Annotated in this window: 11 protein-coding genes; 8 read left to right on the top strand and 3 right to left on the bottom strand. The window is 28.5% G+C overall.

The window, feature by feature from the left end; genetic code table 11:
• Positions 1-4 precede the first annotated feature (4 nt).
• The gene (locus bvRMA01_RS03290) at positions 5-1,693 is read right to left on the bottom strand and encodes a histidine kinase (protein WP_247032413.1); all 1,689 of its coding nucleotides are present in this window, start codon (positions 1,691-1,693) and stop codon (positions 5-7) included.
• 222 nt (positions 1,694-1,915) lie between these two features.
• Between bvRMA01_RS03290 and groL the strand changes: the two genes are divergently transcribed.
• The 6 genes from groL (at position 1,916) to bvRMA01_RS03320 (ending at position 8,141) form a co-directional block, all read left to right on the top strand.
• Positions 1,916-3,550 carry a chaperonin GroEL gene (groL, locus tag bvRMA01_RS03295; RefSeq protein ID WP_247032167.1) on the top strand — a complete coding sequence of 545 codons (1,635 nt, stop codon included), beginning with the start codon at positions 1,916-1,918 and terminating at the stop codon, positions 3,548-3,550.
• Between the two features lie 58 nt (positions 3,551-3,608).
• Positions 3,609-3,905 (top strand): hypothetical protein, encoded by a 297-nt coding sequence (locus tag bvRMA01_RS03300; protein ID WP_247032169.1) that lies wholly within the window; start codon positions 3,609-3,611, stop codon positions 3,903-3,905.
• Positions 3,906-3,920: 15 nt separating this feature from the next.
• A complete protein-coding gene (yajC, locus tag bvRMA01_RS03305) occupies positions 3,921-4,229 on the top strand; it encodes a preprotein translocase subunit YajC (RefSeq protein WP_330730112.1) in 309 nt (102 codons plus the stop codon).
• Positions 4,230-4,319: 90 nt separating this feature from the next.
• Positions 4,320-6,083 (top strand): protein translocase subunit SecD, encoded by a 1,764-nt coding sequence (gene secD / locus bvRMA01_RS03310; RefSeq protein ID WP_247032173.1) that lies wholly within the window; start codon positions 4,320-4,322, stop codon positions 6,081-6,083.
• Complete coding sequence (gene secF / locus bvRMA01_RS03315) at positions 6,067-6,966, top strand: protein translocase subunit SecF (protein WP_247032175.1); 900 nt, start codon at positions 6,067-6,069, stop codon at positions 6,964-6,966. Before secD ends, secF begins: the two co-directional genes overlap by 17 nt.
• A 23-nt stretch (positions 6,967-6,989) precedes the next feature.
• Positions 6,990-8,141 (top strand): hypothetical protein, encoded by a 1,152-nt coding sequence (locus bvRMA01_RS03320; protein ID WP_247032177.1) that lies wholly within the window; start codon positions 6,990-6,992, stop codon positions 8,139-8,141.
• Here the strand turns inward: bvRMA01_RS03320 and bvRMA01_RS03325 are convergent.
• The gene (locus bvRMA01_RS03325; RefSeq protein ID WP_247032179.1) at positions 8,138-8,986 is read right to left on the bottom strand and encodes a DnaJ C-terminal domain-containing protein; all 849 of its coding nucleotides are present in this window, start codon (positions 8,984-8,986) and stop codon (positions 8,138-8,140) included. The two genes, bvRMA01_RS03320 and bvRMA01_RS03325, sit on opposite strands and share 4 nt — an antisense overlap.
• 120 nt (positions 8,987-9,106) lie before the next feature.
• On the opposite strand from bvRMA01_RS03325, the gene psgB reads away from it, so the two are divergent.
• Positions 9,107-10,246: a HemN-related non-iron pseudo-SAM protein PsgB gene (gene psgB / locus bvRMA01_RS03330; protein ID WP_247032181.1), complete on the top strand. Its 1,140-nt coding sequence runs from the start codon at positions 9,107-9,109 to the stop codon at positions 10,244-10,246.
• Here the strand turns inward: psgB and rpiA are convergent.
• Positions 10,233-10,919 carry a ribose 5-phosphate isomerase A gene (gene rpiA / locus bvRMA01_RS03335; protein WP_247032183.1) on the bottom strand — a complete coding sequence of 229 codons (687 nt, stop codon included), beginning with the start codon at positions 10,917-10,919 and terminating at the stop codon, positions 10,233-10,235. The two genes, psgB and rpiA, sit on opposite strands and share 14 nt — an antisense overlap.
• Positions 10,920-11,146: 227 nt before the next feature.
• Here rpiA and gpmA point away from each other — a divergent pair, with 227 nt between their 5' ends.
• The gene (gene gpmA / locus bvRMA01_RS03340) at positions 11,147-11,893 is read left to right on the top strand and encodes a 2,3-diphosphoglycerate-dependent phosphoglycerate mutase (RefSeq protein ID WP_247032185.1); all 747 of its coding nucleotides are present in this window, start codon (positions 11,147-11,149) and stop codon (positions 11,891-11,893) included.
• Positions 11,894-11,907: the final 14 nt, after the last annotated feature.

The raw sequence follows: 11,907 nt of genomic DNA on the forward strand, positions 1-11,907 counted from the left end.
ATAGCTATTTATTTTCATTTTTTTTTATATTTGGGTAAAAAAGTAAGTTTTTTATTTTTGAGTTTATCTTGATTTTATTATCGAAATTGTTATTAATTGGGAGTAATAGCAAATTTAAACTCAAAGAATAATTTTTCAAATCTTCAGCTTTTATTGTATTGTAAGATCCTCCTATATTTAAAATAAACCATCTCTTAAAACCTCTTTTTGCGATTTTATAATTAATTGTGTATATAATATGTTTTTCGATATTTAAAAAACTTATGAAAAAATTACTGTTTTGATCGTTTCCTTTAGATATTAAGAATTCTGTGCCATTAATGTATCCTTTTATGTCTTTTTTTGTTTCAATAATTTTTTCATAAGTATCAAAATCATTGTATTTTGCAGTAATTTTTAAGTTTGTTCCTTTCTCAACTTCGAAAATGGGTATCTCTAGACTTGAATATTCAAGTAAATAATTTGTGTTACTGAGTTTTAGGCTTTTATTATTACAAGTTATAACAGAAGGCCATGCTATTTTAATCGATATAAAAAAGCTTGCAAGGTTTTCGTCTAGGAAGAAATCAATTATTGATTTTTCTTTTGTATTGAAATTTAAGTATTGCCTAATTCCTACGATTTTTTCATTTGAAAATGAAAATGAACTTTCAATAGTTGGTTCTATAATTATATCTTTTTGTGATAAGATTTTAATGTACGTTCTGCAAGAATCTAAAAATTCAGCTTTTCTCTCTTTATATTTGATTTTGTTTAGTTTGCCTTCTTCAAACTTTACATGGTATTTTTCATGAGATAGTGTAAAATTGCCCTCCATGTTATATTCAATATTTTTACTTGTAATAGGTTCTAGATTAGTCGAATGATATTCAAAATTTTTATTAACTAAAAATTCTTTTAAAGAAATTTCATTTATTTGATATTCTTTTAATCTTTTGTTTTGAAATTGTAGTATTATTGCTTGTTCTTTTAATGAGTTAAATTCTGGGATTTCTAAGAGCTCTGTGGTTATTTTTTTGCCTTCTAAATTTTGTATTTTAATACTGTAAAAGTTTGCATCTAGTCCTTTTAAAGATAGTAAAAAGTTCTTTAATTCTTGATTGTTATAGATGTCTTTAATTTCATGAAAGTAAATAAGCGTATCAATATTTTGTTTTTGTGTTTCAGGTTCTTGAATTTCTGATAAAAATTGACAGTTATTTTTATAGAAAACTAAATATTTTTTATTATTTTTTGTAATTCTTATTCCTTCTATATAGTTAAAATTCAGTTTTCTATATAGTTCAAGTACTCTCTTCCTTAATTTTTCCATATTGTATACGTAAAATGTATGTGGATTATCCTTAAATAAGTCTTTATATCCACTTTTAAATGGGTTTTTTAAAGACCAGTATAGATCTACGTGTATTTCATCATGTAACATGTATTCATGGGGGCTGCCGCTGTATGTACTTGGAATATAAATATCTTCATTATTTTTGAGTCTGTTAAAGAACCATTCATTTAATTCTGGATTTAATTTTAAAATTTCAAAAAAATATGTTGGGAATATCCAATGTATCTTATAGCTGAGATTTTTGTTTTCAATTAAATATTTGGTATTTGATAAAATGGAATATAATTTACTCTCAGCAAATGCAGTTATTGAAATGATAACAATATAAGTTCTTGAATTTCTAAATTTTCTAAACATCATAAAAAATCTTTACATAAGTATATATTAGATTAGTATAACTGGTATTGATTTTACAGTAAATTGCTGCAAAGAGGTTTCTTGATTTTTATGTTATTTTGTCTTGATTAATGAGTAAAAAAATTTTATATTTTTATAGTGATATGTATGAAGTTCATACTAACATTTATAATGTGATATTTAATTTAACTTTAAATTTTATGCTTAAAAGGAGTCAAATTTATGGCTAAGGACATATATTTTAATGAAGATGCTAGAAAAAGTTTACTAAGCGGTATTGAAAAATTATCAAATGCTGTGAAAGTAACCCTTGGTCCTAAGGGGAGAAATGTTTTAATTGATAAAAAATTTGGTTCTCCTACTGTTACAAAAGATGGAGTGAGTGTTGCTCGTGAAATTGAGCTTGATAATGCGCTTGAAAATATGGGAGCACAACTTTTAAAAGAAGTTGCAATTAAAACAAATGATCTAGCTGGGGATGGAACTACTACTGCTACTGTACTTGCTTATGCAATTGCAAGAGAGGGTCTTAAGAATGTTTCTTCTGGGATTAATCCAATTGGAATAAAAAAAGGGATAGAGCATGCTGTGGCTTTAGCTTCTGAGAAAATTCGTAAATCAGCTAAAAAAATTACTACTAAGGAAGAAATTGCGCAGGTAGCATCTATTTCTGCAAACAATGATACTTCCATAGGTGAAAAAATTGCTGAAGCTATGGACAGAGTTGGAAAAGATGGAGTTATTACTGTTGAGGAGTCAAAGACTTTTGATACTACAATCTCTTATGTTGAGGGCATGCAATTTGATAGAGGATATTTATCTCCTTATTTTTCTACAAATAAAGAAAATATGAGTGTAAGCTTTGATGATGCCTATATCTTAATATGTGAGAAGAAGATTAGTACGATTAAAGAACTTTTGCCAGTGCTAGAAAAAGTTTTAAATACAAATAAGCCTTTGTTAATTATTGCTGAAGATATTGAGGGAGATGCTCTTGCTGCACTTGTTCTAAATAGTGTTCGTGGGGCTTTGAAGGTTTGTGCAATTAAAGCTCCTGGGTTTGGTGACAGACGTAAGGCAATGCTTGAAGACATTGCAATACTTACTGGAGGAGTGTTTGTTAGTGAAGAATTGGGACTTACTCTTGAGAATGTTGAACTTGAGCAGCTTGGTCAGGCTAAATCAGTAAAAGTTGATAAAGATAATACTACAATTATTAATACTGGAAATAAAGAGCAAATCAAAGAGCGTGCAGAGCTTATTAAAAAACAAATTGAAGAGACAAGTTCTGAATATGATAAAGAAAAACTCCAAGAACGTCTTGCAAAACTTGTTGGTGGAGTTGCTGTTATTAATGTTGGTGCTGTTACTGAGCTGGAACTTAAAGAGAAAAAACACAGGGTTGAGGATGCTTTATCTGCAACTCGTGCTGCTGTTGAAGAAGGTGTTGTTCCTGGTGGTGGGTCAACTCTTATTGAAGTTGCTATGTATCTTGATACAGTTGATACAAGTAAACTTAGCTATGAGGAGAAGCAAGGTTTTGAGATTGTGAAGAGAAGTCTTGAAGAACCAATGAGACAAATAATTGCTAATGCTGGATTTGAGAGTTCTATTTATATTCATCAGATTAAAACTGACAAAAAAGGACTTGGTTTTGATGCAGCGAGTTTTAAATGGGTAAATATGATTGAGAGTGGTATAATTGACCCTGCTAAGGTTACAAGAAGTGCTCTTCAAAATGCGGCTTCAATTGCAGGATTGCTCTTGACAACAGAGTGTGCTATTACTGAAGTTAAAGAGGAAAAGAGTAATGCTGGTGGTGGATATCCTATGGATCCTGGAATGGGAATGATGTAAGTTAGTTTTACACAAATTTCTCCTTGATTAGGATGTTTATTGCAGTAAGGAGCTAGATTTGAGTGAAAATGAGTTTGTCTTTTGTATAGGTTATGATGGTTCTAAGGCAATAGTAGATAAAGAGCTTTTAAGTCAGCATAAAGATAAGAGTGTAGAGGAGCTTTGCGAACTTGGATTTTATAGAAGTGCTTTTAGCAAGGCTCTTTGTAAAAATGATGATACTCTTATTGAGTACTTAATTGACAGGTATAATAAGATTAGCAAATCTAGTTATAGTAAAAGAGAGGAGCTCAAGCTCCTCTTTGGAGTAGTTTATCCAGGTAATATTGCTAGTATAAAAGTTACTTATGTTTAAATGTTAGGAAATTTTATGTTTTTATTGCAAGATTTTAGCCATAGCAGTAGTTTTTTTAGGAGTTTATTGGTTTTTATTCCCGTAATTGCTATATTTTGGTTTTTAGTAATATCGCCTCAGCGTAAAGAAGAGAAGAAAAAAAAGGATATGATCAAAAACCTTAAAAAGGGTGATAAGGTCTTAACTATAGGTGGAATTTTTGGGATTGTTAAAAAGGTTAATGATTCTGAAGTTGTGCTTGAACTTAGTCCAACTTCAGAGGTAAGGTTTATAAAAAATTCAGTTGAAAGAGTTATTCTTGACGAAATTAAAGATAAAAATTAAGGCGTTAGAAGCGATTTAATATGTAATGTTAATTTGAATGTTCATTTAGCATGATATTTAAGTTAAATTAATGTAATAAGGGTGTTATTTATGAATAAAGTCTCTAAATTTATATTAATACTATGTGTGACATCATTTGCTTATCTTTTAATATTTCCTACTCTAAAATGGTATTTTTTTACTAACGATGAGGATAAAAAAATTAGTTCATATTCAAAAGAGGCTTTAAGGGATTATTCTAAAAATAAGGCATTGAGTTCACTTATTGAACTTAAAAAGTTGTATCAAAAGAATCCTAATGCTCAAATTCCAGATGATTTGAAGTATTTAATTCCAATTGCTCAAAATAACTATAAGATTTATGGAAAGGAGTTTCCCAAATCTTTTGATAATGTCAAAGTCTTAAGGGATGGGTTTTTAACAGATGCTGATATTGAAGAACTTAGTCTTGAAATTTATAGGTATTATGAAGAGATAAAGAGGAATAAAAACAGAATAATACAACTTGGACTTGATTTGTCTGGAGGAATGAGTGTTACTATTTCTCTTGATTATTCAGGTCTTGAACAAAAATTGGGAAGAACTTTGAGTTTTCAAGAAAAGGAAGAAGCTTTTGACCGTACAATGCAAATACTTAAAGATAGAGTAGATACCTTTGGGCTTACAGAGCCTAAGATTACGAGGGAAGCAAGTGGAAATAAGATTTTCTTAGATGTTCCAGGAGAAAGGGATGAGAAGCGTGTTGATTCTCTTTTAAGTGGTAGAGGAAATTTGCTCTTTTATGTGGTTGATAATGAGGCTACTTCTGTTCTTAATACTAAAATACTAGAAGCTGGACCTCTTTACTCAATTTCTGATATTAAAAATAGCATGGGACTTGGAGAGAATAAGAAAATTTTTCCTTGGTATGTTAAGGATTCTTATGGTATTGATGATGAATCTACAGTTCGTTATTATGTTGTTGATTCTAGTGTTGAGAGTTCGTTTGATGGTTCCCATATTAGTGATGCTGGGGTGTTAAACGATCACAAGACAGGTAGAGATGTGGTTACATTTAATCTAGATAATGAGGGAAGTGAAAAATTTTTTGAAATTACCAAAAAAAATATTGGTAAAGCTTTAGCTGTAGTTATGGAAGGAAAAATTAAATCAGTAGCTAATATTAGTCATGCTATTGCTGGTGGAAATGTTTCAATTCAGGGGGATTCTTTTGATAAGCGCGAAGCTAGTGAGCTTGCACTTGTTTTTAAAACAGCAGCTTTTCCAGTTGAAATAAAGATAGATGATTTAAGAGTTATTGGACCTACTATTGGAGAAAAAACAGTTAAACTTGGAATAAAAGCATCTCTTCTTGCGCTTGTTTTGGTTTTCTTATTTATGTTGGCATATTACAAGATAAGTGGTTTTGTAGCGGGTTTTTCATTGGTTATTTATAATCTATTTTTAATATTGGCAATTTTGTCGGCATTTAACTTTACTTTGACTCTTACAAGTATTGCAGGTCTTGTGTTAACGATGGGTATGGCTGTTGATATTAACATAATTATTTATGAGCGGATTAAGGAAGAGATTAGAAATGGTCGAAAATTTGAGAGAGCATTTGATGATGGATTTAAAAAAGCTTGTTGGGCAATAATGGATTCAAATATTACAACATTTATTGCTGTGCTTTTTTTAACTCTTCTCGGAACCGGGACTATTCAAGGTTTTGCTTGGACTTTGTCTATAGGGATTGTAGCATCACTTTTTAGTAGTTTAATCTTTTCAAGGTTTATTTTGGAATTTATTATGTCTTTTAGTAAAAGCAAATGTTTAAGTATCTCTTGGAGTTCAAATTATGCAAAAGGTGTTTAATTTTTTAAAATATGGAAATAAAGTTATTATAGTTAGTTTTTGTATGATTTTATCAGGCTTTATTTATACTTTTATGTATCATGGTGGTTATAATTGGGGAATAGACTTTTCTTCAGGAGTTAACATTAATTTTGTAATAGATAAATCAGGTATTAAAGATTATGATATACAAAGAATACTCTCTTCAGTTTATAAAACATTTGATGTTAATAAAATTATTTCAAGTGATGAGTCTAAGAGTCAGTTCTCTATTATAGTGAAGTCAGACATTACTGATTATGCTTTAAAAAAAGAGATTCACAGTACATTAATTGATAAATTGAATACTGAGTTTGGTGCCAATGTTGAAATTCTTGATTCTTATTTTATTGATTCGAATTTTTCATCTATTTTAAGGACAAAATCAATGTTATTGGTTTGTTTAACATTTACACTTATTTTATTTTATGTGGCGTTGAGATTTAGGTTGAGTTATGCTGTTGCATCAATATTTGCAACGATACATGATATACTTTTTGTAGTTGCTTTTTTAGGGATATTTAGGATAGAAATAAATAGTTCAATAATCGTTTCTATATTGACAATTATTGGGTATTCTTTAAATGACACGATAATTATTTTTGATAGAATTAGGGAAAATTTTAGGAATATGACAGATACTTTATTTTTAAATATTTTAAATGTAAGTATTAAGCAAACTTTATCAAGAACTATTTTGACATCTATGACGACATTCGTTGCAGTGCTTTCTATTTATGTGTTTACTGAGGGAGCTATTAAAGATTTTTCTCTAATATTTATGGTAGGTGTTGTTGTTGGTACTTATTCTTCAATTTTTATAGCTTCTCCTATTCTTCTAAGTTGTTATAAAAAAATTAAATAGATGTTTTGTTATAATATTATGATATGAAGTTTCTTGATTTTGGTTCATTGGGGTTTTATAGGTTTTTTGATTTTCAAAAACATTTAAATTTTAGTATTTTTAGATATAGTTTAATAAATTATTATTCTTATAAGGAACAGTCAAGTCTTATTAATGATGCCAATTTGCTTAAAAGTAAGATTATCTTTTTAGATAAAGTTCATAAAGATATTGCTAGAGTTGCTATTACTTCTTCAAAGTTAAATGATAGTTTAAATATTAATAAGAAAATATTTTGTGATGCTTTGGTTATTATTAAAAATTTGATAAAAAAATATTATCCGTCATCAGAATTTTTAAATTTAGAATATGATGTACTTTTAAATAATGAAGATACTTTTAATAAATTTTTAGATAGACTTAGATATTTGAATTTTAGGGTAGATCTTAAGAAAAAGATTGAGGAATTTGATAGAAAAAATAAAACCCCATATTCTTGCATAAAAATTGCCACTTTTTTTATTAAAGAAGAGTTTTTGGAAAGATTGGCAAATACGATTGATTTCTTTTCTAATGAGGCTAATAATAGTAGTTTGGATTTAATTAATAAGAAAATTGATGAGTATTGTGAAAAGGTGGAGCAGGTTAAGGTAAGTGAGTATATTAAAGATACACATAAAAAATTTGTTATAGAATATGCAAAAGAAAGAATATCAAAAATTATGAAAGATCATAGTCTTGATATATCTAAGTTGCTTGTTAAAATTTCTTTATTAGATATTACTATTCAGTGTTTTGAGAGTTATTATTTGAATTTATTAGAGACCCTTAATATTCTTTTGTCTATAAGTAATATTATTGAGATTGGTTTAGATGAATTGCCAGGTGCTATTTTTAATGAGTGGAATGAGTTTATTTATTTGCGTAGAAAAGAGTTTCAGAAACTTGTTTTAATATCAGATTGTGTTTTTCAGAAAAGGATAATATCTATTATAAATTCCGGAGGTTGGAAGTTTACTTTCTTTAGTCTTTCTCCTCGTCAAGGTGATATTATTCAATTTTCAGTAGATGTTAATAAAAATTTTAATAGTATTGAAGATGGAATTAAGGAATATGAACTTAAAATAAACAGGCTTAATGATTTTAAGCTTGACTGGGAGAAAAGCTTGAAAAATTTTGAGCATTTATTTGTTTAAAATTTCTCATTATATATTTCTTTTAGTCGTTCATATATTTTTTTTACTTCATCGTTAATGATTTTAGGAACATCTACTATTAGTTTAACTCTGAGATCCCCTTTATTGGTATTGCCAAGTGCAGGCATGCCAAGACCTTTTAAACTTAGTATTTCTTCATTTTTTGTATCTTTTGGAATTTTTATCTTTATTTTTTTACCTTCAATTGTTTCAAAGACTTTTTCACTACCCAAAGCTATTTCCCATGGATATACATTAATTTTTGTTTCTAAATTTCGTTCTTTTAAAGTAAAATTTTTATAACTTGATATTTCAAATTTGATAATTAGGTTACTTCTTTTCCCAGAAATTGGATTTATGTTTCCCTTTCCGTTAAACTTTAATTTAGTAGTCTCAATTGTTCCCTTTGGAATATTAATGTCAATTTTTTCGTTGTTTATTAATATTGATTTTTTACCCCCCATATAAGCGTCATATAGTGAAATTTTAATAGTTATCTCTGTATCTTTAAGTGTGCCTCTTGTAGCTCCTCCAAAAATCTCAGAGAATAAATCGAAGCTTTCAAAATTATGAAAGTCAGTATTCTTAAATCCTTTACTAAATCCCTCTGTGTTGAAATTATTATTAAAATTTGCACTTCCAAAATTATCATAATTGGTTTTTTTTTGAGGAGATGAGAGAATTTCATAAGCCTCATTTATTTCTTTAAATTTTTCTTCGGCAAATTTGTTTCCTTTATTTTTGTCAGGATGATATTTTATAGCTAATTTTTTATAGGCTTTTTTGATTTCTTCTGTTGTAGCGTTTTTGTGTATTCCAAGTATGTTGTAATAGTCTTTAGACATTCAAACCTCTTGTTTTTATTTTTCGTGTTATATTGAAGTTATTTAAATTCATTATAATTGATGCTATCATTATATATATTATAATTAAACTTAAATTTTTTAAAGGCTGTTTATAAAGTAGTGAATTTTTTGCGTTTAACGGATTTAAGTATTTATATTGATCTCACCAAGTGTTTTAGTTATGTTTTTTTTGATAAAATATTGCAAGAATTGTCTTATTATTTAAAGGTTTTGGGGTCTCCACAAATTAAGACCCTTTATATTAAATACGAAACCTCCGGGCTTGGTAATGATTCTGATTTAGAATCTTTTTTAACTTCTCTATCTCAAAATTTTGATTTTCTTACATTGGATGAATTTACCTTTGAATTACATCCTTTAGAGATTACACCTTCGCTTTTAGCAATTTTAAATGATTTTTCTGTTAGTAGGATTAGTATTGATATAAAGAGTTTTTCTTCAAAATTTTTAAAAGTGATGGGTGTTTATGAGATATCTGTAGCTGAAATAAATGACGCAGTAAATGGTATTCGTAAATTTGATTTTGATTTGAATATTGACTTAAATGTTAATATTCCTTATCAAGAAAAAATGCATCTTAGGAATGATTTAGTAAAGTTAGTTGCATGTGCTCCTGAACATATTTGTCTTTCAGAAATTCTAGTTGATGGGAAAAATTGTATTGTTGATTTTTTTAAAGATGTTTCTTCCAATTATAATGAGGCTAAGGCTGAAGATTTTTGGTTTTATGCTTTTGATTTTTTGGAATCCAATGGCTATATGAATTATGAGATTTCAAATTTTGCCTTAAAGGGGCATGAGAGTAAACATAATTTGCGATATTGGGAGCTTAAACCATATTTGGGTCTTGGGGTAAATTCTGTTAGTTTGCTTGTTATTTCCAAAGGTGATGGTCTTAAGGCTGTGATTAAGATGGATGATAATTTTTTAGGTGTTGAGAAATCTACAGCAGCTTTTGAGATTTTAAGTGATTTAGATTTTTTTATTTGTCATTTTATTACAAATCTTGGGACTAAGAAGGGTCTTGAGGTTTCTGTTTTAAAGCGTAGATTTATATATAATCAGGAAGATTTTTGTAATTTTATTAATTATCTTTTGAGATTAAGTAAAGGAGTTGTTTTTAGCAATGATATTCTTTATTTGAATGGACATGAAAGATTTAAATTGGATTTTTATCTTCGGTTAATTAGAGAATATTTAGTTAGCAATTCTTTTAAAGTGAATTTTAAGTTTCTTTAATCTGTCCATTTTGATAGTATATGATCTTAGTGTTTTGATGGTTAAAAATACCAATTTCAAGTATTCCTGGGAGTAATTTAAAGTATTTTTCAGCCCCTTTAGGGTTTTCGACATTCATTTTTACATCTAAGATGTAGTTATTATTATCAGTTATTATTGGTCCTGATTTAGACTTACAAGTCCTTAAAACAGGATTAAAGTTCATGTTTGCTAAGTTTGCTGTAATAAATGCAAGAGCATCTGGAACAATTTCAATTGGTACAGATGCTCTTGTTCCTAAAGTTTGTACAATTTTTGTTTCATCTGCAATAATCAATAATTGATGAGAATTATATGCCACTATTTTTTCCATTAGATGAGCTGCTCCACCACCCTTTATTAGGGCTTTTGTTTCTAATAAAATTTCATCGGCTCCGTCGATTGTTATGTCTATATTTTTGCTGAGTTTTGTAAATTTGGACTCATATGTAATATTTTCTCTTGCAAGTAAGTATTTTGTATCACTACTTGTTGGGTAAAGTTTTAGGTTTTTTAAGTCCCCAGATTTTATTTTTTTGCTTAAATATTTAATTGCATAAAAAACCGTTGTTCCTGTTCCAATTCCAAGGTGCATGTCGCTTTTTACATAATGATCAATTGCGTAATGTGAAACTAACTTTTTTTGTTCTTCCATTATGTATTATCCTTAATCATATAGATTTACTTATAGACTTGTAGGGTAAATTATATCATTAAGAATAATATAATCAATAGTATTAGATTTTTAGTAAAATCTTTTAATAACGTATTGTATTTATGGTTGTGAGAGAATTTTTGAGTATTAACATTAGTTAGATTTTGTGTTAATTTATAATTGATAAAGTGTTATTAAAGTAATAAAAACATTTCTTAGGAGATTTTATGTATAAATTAGTTTTAGTGCGTCATGGTGAGAGTGAATGGAATAAAGAAAATCTTTTTACAGGCTGGACTGATGTTAAGCTTTCTGAGAAGGGTATTTCTGAAGCTTTAGAGGGCGGTAGAGTTCTTAAACAAGAAGGCTATTTTTTTGATATTGCTTTTAGTTCAGTATTGGTAAGAGCTAATGATACTTTAAATATTATTTTGCGTGAATTGGGTCAATCTTATATTGATGTAGAGAAATCTTGGCGACTCAATGAAAGACATTATGGAGCTTTGCAAGGATTAAATAAGGCTGAAACAGCTGAAAAATATGGCGAGGATAAGGTTTTAATGTGGAGACGTAGTTATGATATACCTCCTATGCCTTTAGAAGAGTCTGATAAACGTCATCCAATTCATGACTTGAGATATAGAGGGATTCCTAAAAGTGAACTTCCTTCAACGGAATGTTTAAAGGATACTGTTGCAAGAGTTATACCGTATTGGACAGATAAAATTGCTAGAGCTATTATTGAGGGAAAAAAGGTTATTATTGCTGCTCATGGAAATTCTTTAAGAGCTCTTGTTAAATATCTTGATAATATGAGTGATGATGATATTTTAAAGCTTAATATTCCTACTGGTATTCCTTTAGTGTATGAACTTGATAGGGATTTAAGACCTATTAAACATTATTACTTGGGTGACGAGGATAAGATTAAAGCGGCTATGGAATCTGTTGCTAATCAAGGAAAGAAAAAATAAAGAAATTATAAAAT

It is taken from the genome of Borrelia venezuelensis (assembly GCF_023035835.1).
GTDB classification, from domain to species: Bacteria; Spirochaetota; Spirochaetia; order Borreliales; family Borreliaceae; genus Borrelia; species Borrelia turicatae.

Bases quoted from the DNA above. Each gene is read 5' to 3' on its own strand.
- bvRMA01_RS03290 (WP_247032413.1), bottom strand. From the start codon at position 1,693: ATGTTTAGAAAATTTAGAAATTCAAGAACTTATATTGTTATCATTTCA.
- groL (WP_247032167.1), top strand. From the start codon at position 1,916: ATGGCTAAGGACATATATTTTAATGAAGATGCTAGAAAAAGTTTACTA.
- yajC (WP_330730112.1), top strand. From the start codon at position 3,921: ATGTTTTTATTGCAAGATTTTAGCCATAGCAGTAGTTTTTTTAGGAGT.
- secD (WP_247032173.1), top strand. From the start codon at position 4,320: ATGAATAAAGTCTCTAAATTTATATTAATACTATGTGTGACATCATTT.
- secF (WP_247032175.1), top strand. From the start codon at position 6,067: ATGCAAAAGGTGTTTAATTTTTTAAAATATGGAAATAAAGTTATTATA.
- bvRMA01_RS03320 (WP_247032177.1), top strand. From the start codon at position 6,990: ATGAAGTTTCTTGATTTTGGTTCATTGGGGTTTTATAGGTTTTTTGAT.
- bvRMA01_RS03325 (WP_247032179.1), bottom strand. From the start codon at position 8,986: ATGTCTAAAGACTATTACAACATACTTGGAATACACAAAAACGCTACA.
- rpiA (WP_247032183.1), bottom strand. From the start codon at position 10,919: ATGGAAGAACAAAAAAAGTTAGTTTCACATTACGCAATTGATCATTAT.
- gpmA (WP_247032185.1), top strand. From the start codon at position 11,147: ATGTATAAATTAGTTTTAGTGCGTCATGGTGAGAGTGAATGGAATAAA.